Source organism: Sporocytophaga myxococcoides, from assembly GCF_000775915.1.
GTDB classification, from domain to species: Bacteria; Bacteroidota; Bacteroidia; order Cytophagales; family Cytophagaceae; genus Sporocytophaga; species Sporocytophaga myxococcoides_A.
Genome location: NZ_BBLT01000006.1, coordinates 239,303 through 262,882, shown reverse-complemented (window position 1 = coordinate 262,882; position 23,580 = coordinate 239,303). Strand labels below are relative to the sequence as shown.

Sequence of the window (23,580 nt, the reverse complement as noted above, 5' to 3'; positions counted from 1 at the left end):
ATCTTATTTTACTATAATTCAAAATTGCTAATTATCAGAATTAGAAATCAAATTAATTTGTATAAGTCAATCTTTCTTTAATTTGGTCAATACTCTTACCAAAGTAATAAATACATTATTATGTGATCTTATTGAGGAAAAAAGAGCATCAGAAAGAGTCTGCAAAAGAACTTATACAGTATTAGCAGTGGGGGAAATTAATAAAATAAAAGTTATTTTACGCGTTATTAACAACCTCTTGATTTTTCTATTTGAAACGTTTTCTGGAATTCTACTAAATGGTTATACCTAAATCTCTTCTTTAATCTATGCATTGAAAGATTCATTTCCCTAGGGCTGTAAATGAATAGCAGGAAAAGGAACATTGCTATATACAAATTGTTGTGAATATAGATACTACTTATTTTATAAAATAAGGTGATTTATTGGGTGAAGATAAAAATAAGGAGATCGAGCATATGTTTGGAATTGATAAGAATAAAGAAAAAAATGGAGAACAGCAGCAGGTAAAGGATCGAAACGAGGTTGAGCAAAAAAAGGAGACGAAAGATAAAGACAATGTAGCAAAAACTGATAAATCCCAGCATACAGATAGTCAGGACAGACCGCTCCAGAAAGTCCGTCCATCGGACAAACCGGAAGCACCAGACACTACAGCTACTCTGCAACCAGTGGCAAATGCCGAACCTGAGGACTGGTTGGGTTCCAATCGAGATCCTGACGTAATGTTGTCAGTACCTAATTTGGGGATTGACCATATCGGATTAAACGTAAAGAACCTGCATGCCCACGTCGATTTGAATGCCAAAGTTCTTGACCTGGTACAGCTTCATGTAGGTGCTGATGTAGGAATTGAAGAAGTAGACCTACAGATCGACAACGTACGTGTACAGGCGATGCTGAAGGTAAAATTGGAGAAGGTAAAAGATATCGTAGGAGATGTTGTTGGTTTACTTGACCACCATCCGGAAATCCTTAGCGACTTAACCGGAGGCCTTGGCAGAGGACTTGAAGGAGCCCTTGCACGTAAGCCAGGCTCAGAAAATCAATTGAGCAGCCAGGAGAAAGACAGACTGAGGAAACTGCTACAACAATCAGAAAAGAAAAAAGAATCTAATAAAAATCCAGAATCCAGCAAAAAAATAGAATCGAGCAATAACCAGGAATCAGACAAGCAACAAGAACAAGAATCTGACGAGCAGAATAATGATACTGAATAATATAAGAATCATTGTATAACGTTTTATCTTTAATTTATCTTATTGCAGTTAACAATTGAAATACTGATCAGCACAGTCTAACTCTAGTCCCTCCTATTTAACGAAGATCCCGGTCTTTCTTTCTTAAAAGCAGGAAGTAGGCGGTAATTAAAGTTAAGTTTAAAAATACAAGTGAATGAACTCTTTGATAAGTTTAAAGTAGAAAGTTAAAAGCCTAAAGTTTTTATACTTTCTACTTTTATACTTTTTTTACTTTCAACTTTTGTTGAGTTGATCTACTAACCTGCATTCATAAGTCAGTTTTTTTCTTTATTTAAAACTTTTATACCTTTTCTTTTACTCAGCTTTATGCTTTTCGCTTTAAACTTTTTTGTATTGATCGACTGACCTGTATTCACATATAGACAGTCCTTTTCTTTAAACTTTAAACTTTCGACTTTCAACTTTTTGCTATTGCTGCAAAAGGAACATTGCTTATTACAATTTGTTGTGAATAGTAAGTACTACCTGTAAAATAAAAAAGGTGATTTATTCTGTGGAGATAAAATAAGGAGATCAGTGTATGTTTGGTATAAGTAAGAATAAAGAGAAAGAAGAAGAGCAGCATCAGGTGAAGGATCAAAATGAGGTCAAACAAGAGAAAGAATCTGCAGAGAAATACAATGGTGAAAAATCTGATAAACCCGAAAAATCAGATGGCCAGCAAAGACCGCATCAGCAAGTGCGTCCTTCAGACAAACCGGAAGCACCAGATACCACAGCCACTCTGCAACCAGTGGCGAATGCCCAACCCGAAGACTGGTTGGGTTCCAATCGCGACCCTGACGTGATGCTTTCTGTACCGAATGTGGGAGTCGACCACATTGGACTGGTCGTGAAAAATGTACATGCACACGTAGATCTGCATGCCAAAGTTCTAGACCTGCTGGAACTACAAATTGGAGCCGATGTAGGTATTGAAGAGGTAAACCTGCAGATAAACAATGTGCGTGTGCAGGCAATGCTTAAAGTGAGGTTGGAAAAGGTTCGGGAAATTGTCGGAGACGTTGTTGGTCTTTTGGATAGAAATCCGGAAATTCTTAGCAACCTTACCGGGGGCCTTGGAAGAGGACTGGAAGGCGCCCTGAATCGCAAGCCTGGTGGTGAAGAAGATCAGTTGAGCGATGAGGAAATGACGGAGTTGAGAAAGCTTCTCCAGGAATCTTCCGATCAGGAGCAGAAAGATGATTCTGAATAGTAACCTATAGCCTTTATTGTAAACACTATTATTTTCAACATGCTAATCCTTTGTGGTTTGATAGTTGTTCGTTATAAGGATTTGAGAAACATCAGAAAGAAAGGATCAGGAAGGAATCAATACTGCTCATCCGCTCTGATTAATAAGGCATCAGATGATTTTGAAAAACATAAATTAAAAAAGTGCGGTCTTACCGCACTTTTTAATAAAATAACTTTAACTGATTAACAAAAAATTAATGATCTTAATATAATCGTCCTTCTAATGATCTCATTGTGGTTGATTGCAACTAATAGTTTTCAGTATATAAGGACAAGCAATTAAATAAATGTATTTGTAACTTAAGTGATATCTATTGGTAAAATTATAAATGGTAGACCCTTTTCATAAAATCTTCTTTGTAAAGAAAAGGCTGCGTAATTATGTAAGTATTTTGAAAAAGTTTTATTATCAGAAAATAATATCTGGCCACCAAAAAAAATACAATTAGAATATTTCTCAAGTATGGTGGAGGCAATTTTCTCAGCTTCCACGGTAACATCTGTTCCTAAAGTTCTTATCGCTCCTCCTTCAAATCCGAATTTGTTTACCAGATGAACGTAGTGTTTTAAATCTGATTTAACTTCTTCATCAAGGTTATGAACGACTTGTTCATTTAGTAGTGTCCGCGTATTTAAAATTCCTATTTCAACAAACACGATATTTTTAAAATGGGCATCAAAAAGCTTTAGTAAATATAAGAGAGAGGATATCCCTAAGCCATTAAAGCCATTTACAAATAGGACAGCAGTCTTATTTGATGACTTTGGAATATATTCAAAACTATAATTTGGGGATTTTATATTTTTAAATATTTTTTTTATTTCTAGTTCAGCTATAGGAACAATTGCATCAAGTTTTCTTAATTTCCTTTCTATCCTATCGTAATGATTTCTTATAGTTAAAGCCAATAAAATAAATATAAAAGTGATCAGTAGAGTAATCCAGCCTCCTTCATGGAATTTAAGAATAATAACCATTATAAGTATAAAGCCACATACAATGAAGCTAGAACCATTTATAAAGAACTTTTTTAACCATTTATCACCTATCTTTCTTTGTTTCCACCAATGTTTAGACATCCCTAACTGAGAAAGAGTGAACGTTATAAATACATTTATGCTGTACAGGATAACAAGAAATTTAACGGATTGATGACTAATAGCCATGATTAAGCCAGACAAAATACCCATAAGGATAATTCCCTTTTGAATTACAAATCTATCGCTAAGCATTGCAAAGCTGGTAGGAAACCATTTGTCTGTAGCCATGTTCGCAAGCACTCTTGGGCCATCAAGAAATCCGGTTTGGGCTGCTACAAATAACAGACAGGATTCTGAAAGAAGTATGACTATGACAAAAGAGGGACCGAATAGTGTCCAGTCTTTGGTAATCTCTCCATATAGTACCGCATTTAAAGTCTTGTTCTGTTCAGGTTCAATATGAAATAATAAATAAGAGATCATTAATCCTAAAACCATAAAAGCAAGGGAAAATGCCATGTAAGCCATAGTTTTCTTTGCTGTTGACGCTTTTGGTTCTCTTAATACTGGCATTCCATTACTCACCGCCTCAATTCCAGTAAAAGTTCCAGCTCCCATAGTGAAAGCTTTTAAGATTAAAAAAATCAAGCCATAGGTACCCAATTGAGATTTGCTGGATTTGAAATCAATTAAAACCTCATCTAAAATATCACCTAAGTTCCCAAAGTGGGAAATCAGTGAATATGTAATTGCGATTACATGTGTGGTTAAAAATAAAAGAAAAATGGGTAGTAAAAGTTTTATCGACTCCTTTATCCCTCTAAGATTTATAAGAATAAAAAAAAATATCATTGCAAAGCTAAAGGGTAATTTTATTTCGGAATATTTTCCGGGGAAAAGGCTGAATATAGCATCTGTGCCACTGGCAATCGATATTGTAATGGTAAGTACATAGTCCAGAATTAAAGCACATCCTGAAACCATCCCTAATTTTGGAGATAATAATTTACCTGCAACAAAATATCCACCTCCTCCTTTGGGAAATAAGTCGATGATTAAATTATAGCCGGAACAAACTATAAAAATAGTAATAGAGCTCATCAGAGCCACAATAAGGCCTAAATGATGGTGCTGGTTTAGTATAATAAATGCCTCAGGAGGGCCATAAGAAGATGATGATAATGAATCAGCTCCAAGACCTACCCAGGCTAAAAATGAAATAAGTGTTGTATGTTGGAAAAAAGAACTGTCGCTGGTGTTTCTCGCACTTCCGATTAATAATTGCTTAAGTTTTTTTAAAAAGGAAATTTTTTCTTGTTCCACCTCAAATGTTTTGAATTCAGGTAGAAACATGATAATAGAGTTAATGTTGAAATTTACCTGAAAAATTTATAAAAAGGTTTTGAATTCCAAAATTATAATCAAAAGTGAACTCTTACCTAAAAAGGTAAATCTTATTGATAATAATTAATGCAATTCTTGATTTAGTAAAAATAGTAAAGGAAAAAATGATTAAGAATAGGATAGTCACTGAACTTTAAAACTACTTCTTTCATTAAAAATGGTACTTTTAAAAGGTATCCATCCTCACCAATAAATTTCAATATATTGCTACATTCACTCTTTGACTTTTACCATATATTTTCTTTACCCTCCAACTGTACCTGTCTTAACTTCTCCTCCCCTTCTGTAACTTGCAATAATAACTCCATTTGAAGTAACCACAATTTCAGTTAAAAAAAACGCTGCAGGAATAGTTCCACATCCAAACAGCTTTTTTCCATTACCAAGAGTCACAGGGAATATTTTAAGCCATAGCTCATCTACCAGATCATTCTTTAATAGCAGTTGAATAAGCTCACTGCTGCCCCACACAATAATAGCTCCTCCATCTGAATCTTTCAGCTTTTTAATATCCAAAAGGCTTGTGAGGAATACTGAGTTCTTCCAGTCTGACTTTTTAATAGTATTACTCAAAACATATTTTTTGACATCATTGATACCTGGCCAATAATCAGCACGCTGTGGCCAATATGCCTCAAATATCTCAAATGTTTTTCTGCCCAGGAGGATATCTGTAGGTTGCATCTGTTTTTTCATGATGTCAGCAGAAACTTCATCATCAAAAGGTGCTGTCCAGCCTCCATATGTGAAATCACCAGAAGTATCTTCCTCCGGACTTCCCGGAGCCTGCATTACTCCATCCAATGTAATGAATGATGAAACAATTATTTTTCTCATATTAATATAATTAATTGCAGAATAACCTTTTTAAATTTGATTTTGTTACATTATAGTTTTGTTAAAAACGATCAATTTAATGCAGTATATTTTGCGAAAATTTTAATGGCTAATAAACAATTGTAATATTAGTTTAGCTAAAAAGAATTTCTATAATGTAAAAAGCCCCTGCATAGATCAACAACCTATACAGAGGCTTTATCAACTAATCAGTTACTAGGATTATTTAATAACTGCAAGTCGCTTTGTTACATGATTTTCTCCTATTTTAAGAGAAACGAAATAATAACCGGCCTTTACATTGCTTACGTCAAAAGCAATAGATTTTTTATTAAATGAATAAGGTACAACAACTTCACTTCCCAGTTCATTGACGATCTTTATTTCAACACCTGACAAATCAACATCTGAAGAGAGCTCTACATAATCATTTGCAGGGTTAGGTGCAAGATCTGTTTCAGGCAGTTCGTCCATATAAGCAACTTTGGATGAACTTGGACAGACAGGAGCTGAAGACCCGTTGCTGAAGTAAAGTGTAAATAATCCGGATACTTCAGACATCACAAAGTTTCCGTTATGACGTCCCACATAATAAGTACCGTCAAGTCTTGGAACATTTGAACCCGATATAGTCACTTTAGGAGCCACAGTATTAAATGTAGCTGTGCTGTACAATTTGAGATCAAGATAATAAGAAGGTATTCCGTTAAAGGTTTCTATTACAAAATTGTATAATCCATTGTTGACAGCATCCCAGTTCACAGCAAAATACTTCATATTGTTCAGGTTCGGTCCTCCACTACCTACAACATCTACTCTGTTGTATTGAGAATAGTAAATGGTAGGAAGAGAAGTTGATAAAGGGGTTCCAAACCTGCAGGCAGTTGCTGAAGAAGAGCCAAGCTCAAAGGTCATTGTCGAACCGATTGCACTGATGTTTGTAATATTCAATCCTGAAGGACTTCCATCCCACCAGTTGGAGTTTGGAAAAGATGTAGCATTAAAGGTTGAATTACTGCTTGCGTCAAACAAATCAGATGCATCTCCACCGTTTACATAGTTTTCAAGATCAAATGCTCCATCAGCCTGCTCAATAGAAATCTGGTAATGACTTTCAGGTGTCATTTGTGGTCTGTAGTTTCTTCCTGAAAGGTCTACATGCCAGATTACTAGTCCTTCATCACGAAGGGCTGCATGTCTGCCTGTTTTTATTCGTGCCTCTATTACAAACAGTTCATCGCTGTTATCCGGATTAGTATAAATATAAGAAGTAAGAGCATTTGAATTTACGGTAACGCTTCCTGTCTGGCCATTAAGTGATAAAGGATTCTCCCAGCCAACGCTCATTCTCAAATAAGCATTTGGGTAAACGGGATTGGTAGCACTTCCCTGATATGCCATCAGGCAGTAATCCCCTAGTCCGTAGGAGTTATAATCTGTATCATAGAAGTCAGGCCAGTTAAATAGCATGTGACCGTTTTCATGACATAGAGTAGCAATTGTTGGAGAGGCATCAATATTGGTAATCTGATATTCTCCAGTGTGAACACCATCTGCGTAAAATTCAACTCCTCCCTTATGTGGCCAAATACCTGTTTTCCATGGAGCATATCCCGTATAAAGGAAATTAACAGCAAGTATTTCTCCGTTATTTGTTGTAAGGGTCGAAAAGTCTAATTGAGAATCTGCCCATGCGAGTACCTCATGAAGTAACTCTTGTACGTTATGATTATTTACATCCATATAATAGCTCTTTGGCTTAGTAGATCTGTAATAGCCAAGAACCTGATTAGTATACACAAGTTTACCACCTGAAATTTCATAAAAATAATCTCTTATAGAGCCATTGTTGCCAAATCCTGTAAAACCATTTTGATTAAAGAGATTCGCCATCGTTGCTGCAGGAATTGTTGCAGGCTCATCAGGAAAGTCAATAAGCAAAGCTAATCCTTTTACATTTCCAGATAACTGGAGAAAATCTCCTGGCTGTACACCTGATGTTCTTAATGAAGAACTCTTCTGTCCATATATGGCGGTACTTTCAGATCTTATCTTTCTGATTGCCTGAATACTGAGTTCTAACCCCTTTACAGTAGGCAGCTTGGAAGCTTTATCTCCGGCATTCCTTCTGGCAACATCTATATCAGTGCCGGTATATATTATACCAGTGCTGATAAGTTTTTGATGATCTTCAGAAAGTAAGGCATAGGTAAACCATCCAGCATTATCTTTAGTCAGGGTATAGCCATCCAGGCTTTCTATACGTTGATAATATTCATCACCCCAGACTTTTACTTGTATTGTTGATCCGTCTGGTTGTTTAAATATAAACTGATCGCCTCTGTAAGGAGCAGCATCAGCAAAATGTACAAATGTCCCAATCAGCAGTATAGAGATGAGACTGCGTATACAGTTAAGATACTTTTTCATAAATTTAAGTTTTTTTGGTTAAATAGATTCAGATAACTCATCTTATATTTAAGCTATCATTGTATGACATGACAAAGCAATAGCTATTTGGACTTATAAAAGTCTTTGCCAGTAGATTACTTTATATTTATGATTGCCTTATTAACCGGTAATAAAACAGATAAACATGAAGAAAAATCTGTATAACTGCTTTATCTTAAGCTAAGATATCAGGTAAAATATTTATGATTGGTAACCAATGTTACACTACTAAAAAAATGTTATCAATTAATTGCTAGATAAACTCCTGAAGGTTATCCTATAATTGCTAGAATTTGTTTTACAGCTATTTACACCTAATTGAAATTAAAAAACTCACACAAGTCTCAACTAAGATTACCATAAAACGTTGAAATTTTAATCAACTAATTTGTTTTTGTGCTAAATGAAATAGAATGAATAGAACTACATTGAATATCAATCATCCCGACAAAGTCAGAGCAGAAGCATTTTTAAACTCATTAAATGAGGAATTGGAAGTGGTCTCTTTTGATTGGAAATCATTGAAACAATCAACAAGGATTGTGGATGCAGCGAAACTAAGCAACAATGACAAGACACTAACCATCACTATAATTTTTACTGAATCTTATGGAGATGCAGACCATATTATCAATGCAAACTTTATAAAAGGTTCTGTCAGATGGGGAAACAATGGCTCATTAATGTATCTCGTTGAATCATCAGATTCTGATAAAGTCAATTCTATACTAAGTATTTTTGCAGGAGAAGAATAACAGACCGTTCATAATAAGGTAACATTTTTAAAATTTCCCTAAACCTTTAATTTCTTTAAAAATGTTAATGAAAGGATTACTGAACTCTGTATGGTAAAGACGAAAAAGAAAGCAATCATATTAGATTTAGATAATACAATCTATCCGGCAAACTCTATTGGAGAAGAAGTATTCAAAAACTTGTTTCTGATAATTGCCGAAAGTGGTGAGTTTAAAGATATCAAACCCATCAAGCAGGAAATATTGAGTAAGCCATTTCAGAAAGTTGCGACTGAGTTTAACTTCAGTGAAGCATTAACCAATAAATGTATAACTTTGCTGAAAGATCTCACCTATGAAAAGGAAATAAAGCCATTTGAAGATTATGTCAAAGTAATGCATATGACTGTTAAAAAATATTTAGTTAATACTGGCTTTACTAAACTTCAACAAAGCAAGGTGAAGCAACTACATATAAAAGAGGACTTTGAAGAGATTCATATTGTTGACCCACAGACCTCATCGAAAACCCAAAAAGACATTTTTAAAGATATACTTCTTCGAAATGATTACCTCCCTGAAAAAGTATTGGTTATAGGAGATGATCCTAATTCAGAAATACAAGCAGCAATAGAGTTAGGAGTCGATGCAGTCATTTATAATAAAATTAACCAGAATCTTGATAGGAATGATCTTACTATCATAACGGATTTTGGAGAGCTTACCAGGTTTATCTAGATACTTTTACATTACCTTATAACCTATTTATTAACGTTCATCATGCGGAACTGTAGTCTGATGAAAATGGAATTTTTATTTCTAAAACTCTGAAGGAATAATATTAAAAATTAAAATATCCAATCAGACACCTTTAATCTGATTCATTACTGCTGGTCTTTATGGAAAGAGAGACGCCAGGCATGGCGTCTCTACTCTCTAATAAAACTTTACTCTTTGATAATCTTTATCATATTTTCTTCGGAGTTAATTATTTTAAGGAAATATATACCTGGAATTAAAGATTCTCCAACTTGAACTTTGCTGCTTGCGATTCCTTGCTCCTTTACATTACCCATAACATCCATAATGGCAAATTCAATTTCTGCTCCAGGACTAATGGTAAACCTATGATGAAAAGGATTAGGATAACAAATTGATTTATTACTATATCCACCTTCTTCCAATGAAGTTATTACATTGTTTACCGTAAAACTTACAGTTTCTGAATTATTACAGTTGTTGGCATCAGTAGCTCTTGCTGTGATGGAATAAGAACCATTAGCTACATTAATCCAGATGAATCTATAAGGTGCTGAGGCATCTTGCCCCAGCAATGTTGTTCCATTCAGAAATTGTACATTGTTAATGTTATTCCCTGTCACTGAAACTTCGATATCAATATCAGCCGGATTGGTTGTAATAACAGAATTATCTGAAGGTAAGGTAAATATGATGGTAGGTTTTGCCTGTACTGTTACAGGTATCGACAGACTGCTGCGGCAACTATTGGCATCCGTATAGCTAACATTATACGTTCCTGACTGAGCTGGTTTAATATCTGTAAATGTTATTTCTCGTAAAGAAGAGGTAAAACCACCAGGCCCAGTCCATGACCAACCAGTAGAGACATCATATGGATGAGGTCCTATTCCAAGACTTCCTCCCTCACATAAAGTAGCTTCACCTTGTGCCTTCCAGGCTGATCCATTTACCGACATATAAGATTCTATAGCAGGCAATGGATTAACATTAACCACAATAGCTGCCCTTGGCCCTTCACATCCATTTAAGGTCTGGGAAACATAATAATATGAAATTCCAGCAACGGCAGTGCTTGGAACAGGAGCAGAAGTACTTGCAGTACCTGCGGTGGCCTCAGTATACCATTTTAAAGCAGTTCCTGTTGCTGTAAGAGCTGTAGAAGGAGAATTCTGACAGTATGTTAGGGATGCAGTTACAACTGGCGCTGGAGTTGTACAGGAACTTGTACAATTTGTATTTGAAAATACTGCACACTCCACAGCAGTCTTAGTGCCGTTTCTTCCGTTAACAACTGTATTTCCCCAGTTGGATAAGCTGGTACAAGCCCAATCATGACACAAATCAAGATATTCTACTCCTCCACCATTTCCCTTTTGTGACCATGCCAGCCATCCTACTCCTCCCGATTGACAAATATCAAGAATTGCTTGTTCGTCAATATCGCATGAGCCATCAGTAGCATGCTGATATCCAAACTCACCGACAATAACAGGAATACCCGAACTTTTGATCGTATTAACTATGGCGATGTTGTCTCCTCCTTTTCTCCATTCACAATACATATGTATGGAAAATAAGAGATTTGCCTTCTGTGTGCTATTGTTGGGCCCACCAAGATAGCCATTATCAACCCTCTGAATATCCTTAGCATAAGTCCTGATATTATAGGCATCGTCAATATCTTGTCCGTATCCAACTGCATCTATAACAATGGTAGTGGTAATACCAGCATCTCTCATTGGCTTGATGGCATTTATTACTGCATCTCTCCATACAGTATTCTTATTGTTAGCCGTTTGCCAGGTCCCCCATTCGTTTGCCAGATTAATCAGGATATGTTTCTTAATATTCACACCATTGAAATTGGTATTATTAAAAAATGATGCTTTTCCCGCCCAGAAATCACCCATCGCCTTTAAGCGTGCTGGATCTGTGCTACCTGTAACATCATGTAACTCTACCATTGGAATGATCTTATTTTTTATACAGTTCACAACAGTCGTTTGCCATGCATTATCCGAAGTATTTGTTTGTACCACAATGCGAAGACAATTGGACCTGGTATTGTTCTTAAGTGCGCCTATACTAGCATTTACATCATTGACGTACCATGCAAGAGGGACATTCATCCCCTTCATAATAAAGTTATTTCCACAAGCATCTATAAGATTGCCATTAACATTATTAGTTGTAAACCCCTGGGCCATTGAGAGCATTGGCACAAAAATCAGAAAAAAAGTTTTTAGTAGTTTTTTCATAAGTTTATTCATGTTTGATTAATGCTTTTCCTATAGATTGTCCCAACCTTAATAATATTTAATACCTATCACTGCATGTAAAGAATGCAGATGTTCAATAATCATTGATTATATTTCGAATTCAAATCGAGGTATTTAAATAGTGTAAAGATTCATCCATTTCACTTTTTCTTTTGTACAAGGAAGTTTATAAAAAGTCACACCGGAATTAAAAAATTAATTAAAATAAAAAATCATGATTTATTCTGACAATGATTGCAACTGCAAGAAGATGAATAAGATACAATCCATTCTCTATTAGCCGAATGTATAAACACATTTTATTAAATGAAGTTAGAGACCATACTTTCTGGAGTAAGTAGCAATTTTAACAAGCTTAGACTCGGCATTTAAAAAAAATAAGAATTTAGCCTTTTAAAATAGGATTTTACAATAAGGTTTATTAGTTAATTCAATGCTTGTGTTCATGCTTCGTTAAGGAAGATAATTGTAACACCTTTCCATCTTGCCACGAATCGGCTCCGGGCAAAATTTTATGATTAGGTATATCAGCTCTGTTCTTTCTTTTTTCTTCTGTCGAAATTTTAAAATTTTTATCTCTTTTTGCTAGAAGTGAATCTTCAAGCTGTCCATCTTTGGTAAATCCCATCATAAGTTGAGGCGACCCATAAGGCAATTCTTTATCCTGATCTGTATGCCAGGTATGCCAGGTCTTTCCATAAGTAGATATAAGCTTTTCCATTAACTCATGCTCTGCCAATTCGGGTATTCCTGGTGCTATCAGTGTTCCGGATTTTACTTCATGATTATGACTATGCCAGAGTTTCTTTTCATCTTCCGGTAAGCTTTTAAAAAGTTTCTCAGAAATGATATACTCTACCCCCATGATATGAGCATCTTTTACATTTCCATCATATATGATACATTGAGTAACATCTTCATTAAGAACAGTACAGAAATGGTGCGCTTCCATCTGTCCTTTCATATTTCCGTTGTAGAAGTGAAATCCATCCAAATAAAGATTAATAGCATTAATCGGAGCCTTATTTTGCATTACCTCAGCTCCGGTTTCCAATACATCTTTTTTTGATGAATCCTCAGCACCAGGCTCTTTAACATATGGCTCCGTATTTTTGCCTCCGCAACCTGATAAGAGCCCTAGAGCTATAATGGAGAAATGCATTAAAATTTTAACCATATCTTTTAATTAGACGAGCATAACATCCAATATCTTGCTTTGTTTAATACTCTTTCTTCTTAATTCGGATCTATATTTATATTTAATTCAGCTTAAAATCAGGAATACTTAGAACGGGTTGGGTTATTTTTCATTTACCCTCCTCTTAAACAATAAAGCCTCATTAAAATAATATGAATTAAATTCTCCTAATTAACTTCTCTATTTGACAAATTATATTGATTCATTTTTAAGCTACTCAAATTAAAATCAATTCAAAAAATTATTGAAGTAGTTAAAAGCTCCATGTGAAATAAATCTTAATCAACAAATTATTGCTATACCTTACGCTAAAGCTTCTCTAAATACAAATACAATACTCATTCTAAACTACTTTACAAATAGATTTTATCTATCGCAATATAAATAAATATAATTTCACACTATTGAAACTTTCCAATAAGTTTGTACCGTATTATTTACCAGGTAAAAATTTATTTATTATGAAGAAAATGCTTTTAGTAGCCGGTTTGGTCGCACTCTTTTCAGCATGTAATGATGGTAAGAAGGAAGTAAACAATGAAGGTACCGAAAAAGGTGGATGTCCTTTTCATTTTGGTAGTAAGGGAAAATCCGGTGGCCTCAGCGTTGGTAACAATGGCAAAACCAATAAGGACTGGTGGCCTAACCAATTGGATTTAAGTGTACTTAGACAACACTCCTCTAAATCTGACCCAATGGGTAAAGATTTTAATTATAAACAAGCATTCAACAGCCTGGATTATGAAGCATTAAAGAACGATATCCGTGAAGTATTAACGACATCGCAGGATTGGTGGCCAGCAGATTATGGAAATTATGGACCTTTATTTATTAGGATGGCATGGCACAGTGCTGGTACTTACCGCACAGGTGATGGTCGTGGAGGAACCCGTGAAGGACAACAAAGATTTGCTCCGTTGAACAGCTGGCCTGATAATGCTAACCTTGATAAAGCAAGAAGATTATTATGGCCAATCAAACAGAAGTACGGTAATAAGATTTCGTGGGCAGACTTAATGATCCTTACTGGAAATGTCTCTTTAGAATCAATGGGATTTAAGACAATTGGCTTTGGTGGCGGAAGAGAAGATGTATGGGAACCTGCAAGCAATGTATATTGGGGTGCTGAAGAAAAGATGCTGGATGATAAGCGTTATAGCGATGGACGTAAGCTGGAAAAACCTTTGGCAGCCGTGCAAATGGGACTTATCTATGTAAACCCCGAAGGTCCTAACGGAAACCCTGATCCAATAGCTGCTGCAAAAGATATTCGTGAGACTTTCGGACGAATGGGAATGAACGACGAGGAAACTGTTGCGCTAATAGCAGGTGGACATACTCTTGGCAAAACACATGGTGCAGCAAGCGGCTCTAATTTAGGTCCCGAGCCTGAAGCAGCAGATATAGAAGAACAAGGTCTTGGATGGAAAAGTAAACACGGTACAGGAAAAGGAAAAGACGCTATTACCTCCGGACTGGAAGTAACATGGACTACCACTCCTACCAAATGGAGTCATGGATTTTTTAAAAGCTTATTTGAGAATGAATGGGAGTTAACTAAAAGTCCAGGTGGTGCACACCAGTGGGTCGCTAAAGATCCGAAAGTAATGGTTCCGGATGCTTTTGATAAGGATAAAAAGCATAAACCTACGATGCTTACAACAGACCTTTCATTACGCTTTGATTCGATTTATGGAAAGATTTCCAAGAACTTCCTGGATCACCCTGATCAGTTTGATGCGGCATTTGCACGTGCATGGTTTAAATTAACACATCGTGACATGGGACCTAAAATAACGTACCTTGGGCCCGAAATTCCTAAGGATGAATTTTTATGGCAAGATCCAATTCCGACTCTTAATCACAAAGTAGTGAATGATAAAGATATAGCAGAACTAAAAGCTACCATCCTGAAATCAGGCCTTACAACAGAAGAATTGGTTTCAACAGCATGGGCATCTGCTTCTACTTATCGTCATTCTGACAGAAAAGGTGGTGCTAATGGTGCTCGTATTTGCCTTGCTCCTCAAAGAAACTGGGAAGTTAATAATCCTGAGCAATTGAACAAGGTCTTAACCAAACTTGAGGAAATTCAAAGGAACTTTAACGCAAAATCAGGAGATAAAAAAGTTTCTATTGCTGATCTTATTGTATTAGGAGGTTCTGCAGCAGTGGAAGATGCGGCTAGGAAAGCTGGATATTCTGTTAAAGTTCCATTTACACCTGGTCGTATGGATGCTACTCAGGAGCAAACAGATCCAGCATCAATAGCAGTACTGGAGCCAATGGCAGACGGATTCCGCAATTATTACAAAACAAAATATACTTTATCAACAGAAGAACTATTAGTTGATAAAGCACAATTGCTTACGCTGACAGCTCCTGAAATGACTGTACTGGTCGGTGGTATGCGTGCATTGAATGCCAACTACAACCATTCTAAGCATGGGATATTTACCTCTAATCCGGGAGTATTAACAAATGACTTCTTTGTGAATCTGTTAGATATGAACAATGAGTGGAAAGCCACTTCAGATACAAAAGAAGAATTTGAAGTACGTGACAGAGCATCTGGAAAAGTAAAATGGACAGCAACCCGTGCAGATTTGATCTTTGGCTCAAACTCTGAATTAAGAGCTTTGGCTGAAGTATATGGAAGTTCTGATGCCAAAGAAAAGTTTGTAAAAGACTTCGTAACAGCATGGACTAAAGTAATGAATCTGGATCGTTTCGATGTAAAATAAACATTGAGTTTTTGTCAGAAAATTTTCAATCAATTCCAAATAGTTAGAACAAAAGCCTGTGCTAATTGTATAGGCTTTTGTTGTTTATTTTAAAATTGATATTCACAATTGGCTACCCTTGTTGAATTTTATTATTGTTTACAAAATCCTTGTATCACCACTAGTGCTTTTTTTAAAACTAAGGGTATATAATTATTTTTTAATAATAATCACCTTGTAAAAGGAATCCACATATAGCAATTTCTAACTTAGGTCAAGAAAATACAAGACTGTACCATTAGATAAATAAATTTCGCAAACCGCTGCCTTACCACTTTTACTTTGAAAAGCTACAATAATTTTCATCTAATTCTCACAAACAATTCTTTAATAAAAACCTTTTAAAGGCGGGCTTTTAGATCTATCTTTCAGCCATTTAAACATTTAAAGGGTAAAGTAGAATGAATAAATATGTATCATTTTTATACCACAATCACTTGAATGATGTTATTGAGTTATGTTTAAAGAGATTAAAGGAAGGGAATCATTTTATAAGTTTCTCTATTTTTCCAATTTTTACTGAATCAAAAGAATTACTTAAAAATGAGGTTGAGTATTTCCTCAATGCATTAATGAAAAATCAGGGAATCGATGAAATAAGAATGCTGATTTCCGAAATGCAATTAGGTAATCGATCTTTTAAGCCAGACCTTACGGATATTCAATCAATTTTATACAACCGGAAATTCATATTGTTAGATTTCTTGAATAACTACACAAAAGATGCTGAGGAACTGATAAGATTAGTGAAAGATATAGAGAAATCGTTCCATGATCAGGAAATGTACGCTGTTGCAAGCATGGAAGAGTTTCGTAAAAAAGCACTGGATAAATTTAAACTTTTATTTGATAACACAGAATCTCTGGCACACCTAGCTCATTGCGAACTTGATTATATCAAAGGTACGATTAAATGTTCTAAGGAATTTTACGAAATATTCGGAATAGCACATCAAACAAAACTTTCTTTTGACCTCCTTAAACATATGACCATTTATGAAAATGGTTTTGATCCCTTCTCTGAAACACTTACACAGAAATTTACAGATGGTAAACCAAATTTTCACGAGTTTAAGGTGAGGAGGAACGATCAAGAGATTCGTACAATTTATTCCGAAGATTTCCCTTTGGAAGATAATGAAGGAAAAATAATTGGTTTAAGAAGAGTAGTTCAGGATGTTACTCAATTAAGAAATTTAGAAAGTGAAATAGGAAAAGAAGAAAGCTTACTTAAAAGAATATTTGAAAACTTACCAATACTTATAGGAATATATGATGTTGATGAGAATAGGCTTGTATATGCAAACTATGCTACCAGAGAACTATTTGAGTTTGCTTCCGAATATATATATGAATCAAAATTTACAACTGTAATCGAAAATATTCTTACTCATGAAGATAAAGGAAAATTGCATAACAGCATTTTAGAATACCCAGACACAAATGAAGACAGTTATCCAGCATTGGAATATAAAGTTATTCTTCCTAATAACAGAAATATCTGGTTTTATTTTAAAGCAATTGTATTTAAAAGAGAAAACGAACATGTAAAAGAGGTTTTGATATCTGCTGTAGATATTACTTCTTTAAAGGAAACGGAAGAGAAATTAAAACTTAATGAGGAGAAATTAATCTTGGCACAAAAGATTGCCAAGGTTGGGAGTTATGATTGGAATATAGAAAAAGGAACTTCAATTATTTCAGAGGATTTAGTTGAAATTTATGGTCTACCTTCAGGAACAAAATCTTTTCATTACCCGGAATTCATAAAAATAGTAAGGTCAGATTTTCAACCTAAAATGAATGAAAATATGAACCAGATTATAAATGGTACAATGGATTTCCTCGAAGATGAAATAGTAATTGTGATGCCCAACAAAAGTGAAAAGGACGTTTTAAGTAAATCCCATATTTATCGTAACAGTTTAGGTCATCCATATCGTGTTATAGGTACCATAATGGATATTACCAGTATAAAAGAAAATGAAAGAAAAATAGAGAAGAAAAATAAAGAACTTCAACAGGCTTATGTAAACCTTGAAAGTATTCAGAATAAATTGGAAGAAAATAATATAGAACTGGAGCGCCGTGTAGCTAATCGAACTCAGGAGTTAAAAAATATCAATGAGCGATATGAGGTTTTTATTAAACAAAGTTCTATTGGATTATGCCGTTTTGAATTTAAAGATATAACTTTTATTGACACAACTTTATCTATTCAGGAGCAGGTTGAATTAATCAGCAAGCACATCCATATAGCGGAGGTTAATGATTGTCTGGTAAACATTCTTGGAGTAGAAAATCAACAAAAATTAATTGGACATCGACTAAGAGAATTTGTTGAAATTTCAGATCAGCATTTAAATTTGAAAATTCAAAAGGCAATTCAATCTGACTATAAAATTCGTGAAATTGAAGCACTAGGGAAACATACAAAAGAAAAACCTGTGTATTTGCACATGAAAATAGAGGGTGTAGTCGAGAATGGAAAATTAATAAGAGCATGGGGAATTATTACAGACATATCAGCCAGAAAATATTCAGAAATTGCATTAAGAGAAAGTGAACATCGTTATAAAACACTTTCGGAAGCAATACCTGGATTCACCTGGACAGCTCTTCCTGATGGGAAAAATGATTATATTAATAAAAGATGGTTTGATTATACAGGTGCTTCATATGAAAAAAGCAGAGATTGGAAGTGGTTAGAATTTATTCACCCTGATGAAGTTGAAATCACTTTAACAAGATGGAAAAACTGTCTGGAATCAGGAGATATATATGAGAATGAATATAGGATAAGACGTTTTGACGGAATATACAGATGGTATCAGGTAAGGGCAATACCTATAAAAAACAACAATGATAAAATCACTAAATGGATTGGAATTCAAACAGACATTGATGATAAGAAAAGGAGTGAAGAAAAATTAAAACAACAAAATGAAGACCTCGATAATTTTATTTATATGGTTTCTCATGATTTGAAAGCCCCTGTTTCTAATATTGAGGGATTGGTAAGCGTTATGCATGGCTTACTTGACGAAAAAAATATTAATAAAGAAGGTATTACTGATATTCTTAAGATGATTGAATCGTCGATTGGTAAATTCAGAAATAATCTCTTTGAACTTATTGAGATTGCTAAATCGCAAAAGACAAGTACTGAAAATAGTGAAGACATCTATTTGGCAAACATTTTAAAAGAGGTAAAAGCTATGCTTGAAGAACCAATTAAAAAATATAATGCAATTATTAAAGAAGACTTCAGTGAAATTCCAACTATCAAATTTGCAAAGAAAAATCTTCAAAGCATACTTCATAATCTTATAAGCAATGCCATAAAATATCATTCACCAAATAGAATTCCAGAGATATTTATTAATACCAGACTTGAGGAAAATTATATTGTTTTATCAGTTAAAGACAATGGGCTTGGTTTGGAAAAAGAACAAGCAGATAAAATTTTTTCTGAATTTAAAAGATTACATAAAGACGTAGAAGGATCAGGAGTTGGGCTATATCTTGTAAAACGAATTATTACCAATAGTGGTGGAAAAATTGAAGTTGAAAGTGAAAATGGAAAAGGATCAGTTTTTAAAGTATATTTTAAGAGTAACAATCAAAAAGCCTGAGCTCTGATTTGACTAAAGATTTCCTTCATTTTAGCTTTAACCTCCAAATTGTGATTAAGTGGTTTGGGATTCCGCCATATTGGTTTTTCTTTCTTTATCAATATAAGTAAGTATAGAAAAATTTACTATTCCGTATTTTTTTACAATAATAATTATATGGAATTTTATCCCTCCAATTGTAGTAAGTTTTTATTTAATAAAACCAAGATAAACAAAAAGCCTTAGCTGGTTATTTGAATTCTAAATAAAAACAATGAATACTTATTTTGCCCTTATTTTTTATAGGTTATCTTAATCTACTGGTGAGCAACAGTTTGTCTACTCTTTACTAACAATATACTTTAGCCAGAGTACTGCATTCTCCAATTGCCTCACTTCTTTCAAATGAAGGTGTTGTGATATATTTTTCTGTTGATAATCACCTAACTCAAAAGTAGTTGGCACATCGGGAGATGCGTCAGCAACAGGAACGATTAAAATACTTAATTCATCAATTAATCCTTCATTTAACAGCGAACCGTTGATATGCCCACCTCCTTCCAGCATCAACGTTTTGATATTAAAATGATCACCAAGTTGTTGTAAAACCAGCTCGAAGTCCATTTCGTTTTTACCAGCAAAGATGTAGAAAATCTTTTTTTCCTGGAGAAAATTAAGATATTCATCACTTACTTGTTCTGTAAGCACTTCAATAATATGATCTCCTCCTGTTTCATTGGAGTGCCATATTAATTTTCCTTTACCATCTACAGCGATAGCAAATCTTTTTGCTTCTTTGTTTCCTATAAATGGTTTTCTCTCGATCTGAGTTTGAGGTTTTGATAATACAGGTTTCTCACCGTATGAAAAATGCCTTTCCATTGTAACCCTTCCAACCATCCAAGCCTGGCTGGCAAAGCTTTGATGACATCTTTCATAAATATCTGTATAGCTATTGGTCAGGTCTTTATCTCCCCAGTTATCAGAAATGATCTTGCCATTGACAGTAGACATCATATGACAGATTACATGAGGTTTTTTCATAGTTGGATTATATTTAAACTTTATTTTTAGGATTTTGAATGATACTGTTCATTGGTGACCTTTTCCATCCAGTCTACAACCTTACCATTCAGGCTCTCCTGAATTGCAATATGTGTCATTGCTGTAGAAGATGTAGCCCCATGCCAATGTTTTTCTCCGGGGGGAAACCATACAATATCACCAGGATGGATCTCTTCGACCTTTCCACCTTCCCTCTGCGCCCAGCCGCATCCTGATGTTACTATCAAGGTCTGTCCTAGAGGATGAGTATGCCAAGCTGTTCGAGCACCTGGTTCAAAAGTGACGCTTGAACCCACAACCCGTGCTGGATCACTTGCCTGAAAAAGAGGATCGATTCGTACTGTACCGATAAACCAGTCAGCCGGACCTATACCTGAAGGTTGTGACCCTATTCTTATAATTTCCATATAATGTTTATACATATTTTTTTAAAGAAGCCATATCAATAACAAAACGATATCTGACGTCACCTTTCAGCAAACGTTCATAGGCTTCATTGATCTGCTGAATGTTGATCATTTCTATATCCGAAACAATATTATGTTTGCCACAAAAATCAAGCATCTCTTGTGTTTCAGCAATACCACCGATCATTGATCCTGCGAAAGTTCTTCTGTATGGTATGAGACTGAATGCTGCAACCGGAAGCGGATGCTCAGGAGCACCTACTAACACTAGTGTCCCGTCCGCACGTAACTGACTTAAATAAGCATTGACATCATGCTGTGCAGAAACAGCATCCAGAACAAAGTGTAATTTACCGGCATAGCGTAACATCTCGTTTTTATCCTTCGAAAGCACAACATCATCTGCACCCAGGCGTTTTGCATCTTCTACTTTAGAGACTGAAGTTGTATATACAACCACCTCTGCCCCCATAGCTTTTGAGAGTTTAACTGCCATATGTCCCAAACCGCCAAGGCCAACAATTCCCACTTTCTTGCCTGGGCCTACATTCCAATGTTTCAGAGGAGAATAGGTAGTGACTCCTGCACATAAGAGCGGTGCCGCTGCTGCCAGATCAAGATTCTCAGGTACCCGCAAAACATAGGCTTCATCTACAACAATATTTTCGGAATAGCCGCCATAGGTCTGCATGCCCAAATGCCTGTCAGGTGAATTGTAAGTTGCGGTATTTCCTTCTTCACAATATTGTTCCAGATCTTCTTTGCAATACTGACACTCTCTGCAGCTATCAACCATACAACCTACAGCTGCGTGGTCGCCAACTTTAAACTTTGAAACATGCGTTCCTACATTTACCACTTTCCCAATGATTTCATGTCCAGGAACACAAGGGTAAATTGTACCGTGCCATTCATTACGTGCAGTATGAAGATCGGAATGGCAAACACCACAATAAAGTATTTCAATTTCCACATCGTGAGGTGTGGGAATTCTTCGGTTTATTTTGATTTGTTGTAAAGTTTTATCAGGTGCTTCAGTACCAAATGCCCTGACTTCTTTTGCTTGGATGGCAATGACGCCTTCAGCTGTTGCTTTAAGTGTTTCCATATTTATAATATTTTCATTTTTAGAGAAATACAAACAACATTTATTTACCGCTTGGAATTGGGTTTGTACGAAACAATAAAATCAGATAATAAAGGTAATGTTATGATTATATCATTATACTCCTTGTTTCAATAATAATAAAATTTCAGTATGAAAATAATTTATTGATAAACTTAATTCTAAGACTTGATTAGGGTAAATTATCATCATAGGTATTAAATGTGATGATTCAATATTAAACAGATATCATTCCCTGCAACTGTTTACAGTATTCCTCCTATCTCTCTAAGGATTGTTGAAACACTATACTTTAGTCATATTGTTGAAAAAAAATTAAAGGTTGTGCTAAACAATAGCTTTACCTCACAACCTATTTTTTGACTGAATTTTTCTGGACATTCCTAAGTAAAAAATGTTTTTATGGAATTGTCCCTACAAAATGAGCTTATTATCTGAATCTGACAACAGTTCCGGACAAATGGAGTTACTACTACACTCTATACTGTTTAGATATGAAAAAGATCCCTTCAGGTATCCTTATTATATTGGTTTTTATTTTGTTCCCTTATGAAAATATTTTAATAGCAGGAGTCAATCCTATTGAGGGAAATCATAAAAGTTGGCTTAGACGGAATAAGACAAGGAAAATATCCAATTTAAGATTTTCATTGGATAGTATTAAAACTGCTTATCCACAGCCTTTCCTAACCCTTCACCTGGGTGCGTCATATACAATAAATACAGGAAATGTTCAGGTTAATTCCGGTCAAATTCCTGGTACAAAGATAAATGTTCATGAAGATCTTGGATTCCCTAAACACCCTATTTTACTAAGAGCAAACGTCATTTTTAGCTTTGGAAATTTCCATTGGATATCATTTGACACCTACAATGTTAATAGAAGGGGAACTGAAATCTTTGATAAAGATATTAAGTATGGAGATACAACATTCCTTGCTGGAAATCAGGTTAGATCTCAGCTAAAGCTAAATTATCTGAATTTATCCTATATCAATTTTTTCTATGATAATGGAAGATCCAGAGCTGCTTTTCTTCTAGGAATTACAGCCACAATCTATTCACTTAGACTCTCCAATAGAACTTTTCCTGATTTCAATGAAAAGCATAATGTATTTGTACCCCTTCCTACTATTGGGTTCAATGCCTCCACATACCTAAATAAAAGATTACTTGTATTAGCAGTAATAAAATATTCCGGATGGTGGTCCAAAAACTATAACTGTAATGTGCTTAATATTAATCCTTACTTTGAATATTATCTGTACAAAAATTTTGGAATAGGAATGAGATATAATTATGGCTTTACAAGCTTTAAAAAGCTCCCGGAAAAAAAATTCAATGGAAGCATTTTGAATAATTTCAATGCTATATCAGTGGTTCTTGTTTACAGATTCCTCAAAAAAGGTGATAAAAAAACTATGCAATAAGAATTGTTGAT

15 protein-coding genes are annotated in these 23,580 nt (G+C 34.9%); 7 read left to right on the top strand and 8 right to left on the bottom strand.

The features are described 5' to 3' along the window. Nucleotides 1-425: 425 nt before the first annotated feature. Together MYP_RS25200 and MYP_RS25195 are read left to right on the top strand one after the other, a co-directional pair. Nucleotides 426-1,220, top strand: a complete 795-nt coding sequence (locus MYP_RS25200) for a hypothetical protein (RefSeq protein WP_052430255.1) — start codon at nt 426-428, stop codon at nt 1,218-1,220. A 562-nt stretch (nt 1,221-1,782) separates the two neighbouring features. Beyond that, nucleotides 1,783-2,457: a hypothetical protein gene (locus tag MYP_RS25195; RefSeq protein ID WP_052430254.1), complete on the top strand. Its 675-nt coding sequence runs from the start codon at nt 1,783-1,785 to the stop codon at nt 2,455-2,457. Nucleotides 2,458-2,798: 341 nt separating this feature from the next. On the opposite strand, the gene MYP_RS15495 is transcribed toward MYP_RS25195, so the two are convergent. From MYP_RS15495 to MYP_RS15485, 3 genes are all read right to left on the bottom strand, one after another. Continuing rightward, nucleotides 2,799-4,832 carry an amino acid permease gene (locus tag MYP_RS15495; protein WP_045465074.1) on the bottom strand — a complete coding sequence of 678 codons (2,034 nt, stop codon included), beginning with the start codon at nt 4,830-4,832 and terminating at the stop codon, nt 2,799-2,801. Between the two features lie 294 nt (nt 4,833-5,126). Then, nucleotides 5,127-5,720 (bottom strand): dihydrofolate reductase family protein, encoded by a 594-nt coding sequence (locus MYP_RS15490; protein WP_045465072.1) that lies wholly within the window; start codon nt 5,718-5,720, stop codon nt 5,127-5,129. A gap of 222 nt (nt 5,721-5,942) precedes the next feature. Further along, nucleotides 5,943-8,150 carry a M6 family metalloprotease domain-containing protein gene (locus MYP_RS15485; protein ID WP_052430253.1) on the bottom strand — a complete coding sequence of 736 codons (2,208 nt, stop codon included), beginning with the start codon at nt 8,148-8,150 and terminating at the stop codon, nt 5,943-5,945. A gap of 434 nt (nt 8,151-8,584) precedes the next feature. On the opposite strand from MYP_RS15485, the gene MYP_RS15480 reads away from it, so the two are divergent. Continuing rightward, the gene (locus tag MYP_RS15480) at nt 8,585-8,926 is read left to right on the top strand and encodes a hypothetical protein (RefSeq protein ID WP_045465070.1); all 342 of its coding nucleotides are present in this window, start codon (nt 8,585-8,587) and stop codon (nt 8,924-8,926) included. A 90-nt stretch (nt 8,927-9,016) separates the two neighbouring features. After that, entirely contained in the window at nt 9,017-9,643 is a 627-nt protein-coding gene (locus MYP_RS15475; RefSeq protein WP_052430252.1) for an HAD family hydrolase, read from the top strand. A gap of 209 nt (nt 9,644-9,852) precedes the next feature. Here the strand turns inward: MYP_RS15475 and MYP_RS15470 are convergent, their stop codons facing one another. Together MYP_RS15470 and MYP_RS15465 are read right to left on the bottom strand one after the other, a co-directional pair. Beyond that, nucleotides 9,853-11,925: a cellulase family glycosylhydrolase gene (locus MYP_RS15470; protein WP_197060098.1), complete on the bottom strand. Its 2,073-nt coding sequence runs from the start codon at nt 11,923-11,925 to the stop codon at nt 9,853-9,855. 451 nt (nt 11,926-12,376) lie between these two features. After that, a complete protein-coding gene (locus MYP_RS15465) occupies nt 12,377-13,123 on the bottom strand; it encodes an OBAP family protein (protein ID WP_045465066.1) in 747 nt (248 codons plus the stop codon). Between the two features lie 491 nt (nt 13,124-13,614). Between MYP_RS15465 and katG the strand changes: the two genes are divergently transcribed. Both katG and MYP_RS25190 read left to right on the top strand, forming a co-directional pair. After that, nucleotides 13,615-15,888 (top strand): catalase/peroxidase HPI, encoded by a 2,274-nt coding sequence (gene katG / locus MYP_RS15460; protein ID WP_370568882.1) that lies wholly within the window; start codon nt 13,615-13,617, stop codon nt 15,886-15,888. Between the two features lie 440 nt (nt 15,889-16,328). Continuing rightward, nucleotides 16,329-19,562, top strand: a complete 3,234-nt coding sequence (locus MYP_RS25190; protein WP_052430251.1) for a PAS domain-containing protein — start codon at nt 16,329-16,331, stop codon at nt 19,560-19,562. Nucleotides 19,563-19,880: 318 nt separating this feature from the next. On the opposite strand, the gene MYP_RS15450 is transcribed toward MYP_RS25190, so the two are convergent. The 3 genes from MYP_RS15450 to MYP_RS15440 are packed head-to-tail and all read right to left on the bottom strand — an operon-like array spanning nt 19,881 to nt 22,121. Then, nucleotides 19,881-20,585 (bottom strand): dihydrofolate reductase family protein, encoded by a 705-nt coding sequence (locus MYP_RS15450; RefSeq protein ID WP_045465062.1) that lies wholly within the window; start codon nt 20,583-20,585, stop codon nt 19,881-19,883. 26 nt (nt 20,586-20,611) lie between these two features. Beyond that, nucleotides 20,612-21,013 carry a (R)-mandelonitrile lyase gene (locus tag MYP_RS15445; protein ID WP_045465544.1) on the bottom strand — a complete coding sequence of 134 codons (402 nt, stop codon included), beginning with the start codon at nt 21,011-21,013 and terminating at the stop codon, nt 20,612-20,614. A gap of 7 nt (nt 21,014-21,020) precedes the next feature. Beyond that, the gene (locus tag MYP_RS15440; RefSeq protein WP_197060097.1) at nt 21,021-22,121 is read right to left on the bottom strand and encodes an NAD(P)-dependent alcohol dehydrogenase; all 1,101 of its coding nucleotides are present in this window, start codon (nt 22,119-22,121) and stop codon (nt 21,021-21,023) included. 512 nt (nt 22,122-22,633) lie between these two features. Between MYP_RS15440 and MYP_RS15435 the strand changes: the two genes are divergently transcribed. Next, nucleotides 22,634-23,569, top strand: a complete 936-nt coding sequence (locus MYP_RS15435; protein ID WP_045465059.1) for a hypothetical protein — start codon at nt 22,634-22,636, stop codon at nt 23,567-23,569. Nucleotides 23,570-23,580 lie beyond the last annotated feature (11 nt).

Coding starts and splice junctions, on each gene's coding strand:
- MYP_RS15445 (WP_045465544.1), bottom strand. CDS start 21,013: ATGGAAATTATAAGAATAGGGTCACAACCTTCAGGTATAGGTCCGGCT.
- MYP_RS15490 (WP_045465072.1), bottom strand. CDS start 5,720: ATGAGAAAAATAATTGTTTCATCATTCATTACATTGGATGGAGTAATG.
- katG (WP_370568882.1), top strand. CDS start 13,615: ATGCTTTTAGTAGCCGGTTTGGTCGCACTCTTTTCAGCATGTAATGAT.
- MYP_RS15465 (WP_045465066.1), bottom strand. CDS start 13,123: ATGGTTAAAATTTTAATGCATTTCTCCATTATAGCTCTAGGGCTCTTA.
- MYP_RS15450 (WP_045465062.1), bottom strand. CDS start 20,585: ATGAAAAAACCTCATGTAATCTGTCATATGATGTCTACTGTCAATGGC.
- MYP_RS25190 (WP_052430251.1), top strand. CDS start 16,329: ATGAATAAATATGTATCATTTTTATACCACAATCACTTGAATGATGTT.
- MYP_RS15495 (WP_045465074.1), bottom strand. CDS start 4,832: ATGTTTCTACCTGAATTCAAAACATTTGAGGTGGAACAAGAAAAAATT.
- MYP_RS15470 (WP_197060098.1), bottom strand. CDS start 11,925: ATGAAAAAACTACTAAAAACTTTTTTTCTGATTTTTGTGCCAATGCTC.
- MYP_RS15475 (WP_052430252.1), top strand. CDS start 9,017: ATGGTAAAGACGAAAAAGAAAGCAATCATATTAGATTTAGATAATACA.
- MYP_RS15440 (WP_197060097.1), bottom strand. CDS start 22,121: ATGGAAACACTTAAAGCAACAGCTGAAGGCGTCATTGCCATCCAAGCA.
- MYP_RS25195 (WP_052430254.1), top strand. CDS start 1,783: ATGTTTGGTATAAGTAAGAATAAAGAGAAAGAAGAAGAGCAGCATCAG.
- MYP_RS15480 (WP_045465070.1), top strand. CDS start 8,585: ATGAATAGAACTACATTGAATATCAATCATCCCGACAAAGTCAGAGCA.
- MYP_RS15435 (WP_045465059.1), top strand. CDS start 22,634: ATGAAAAAGATCCCTTCAGGTATCCTTATTATATTGGTTTTTATTTTG.
- MYP_RS15485 (WP_052430253.1), bottom strand. CDS start 8,150: ATGAAAAAGTATCTTAACTGTATACGCAGTCTCATCTCTATACTGCTG.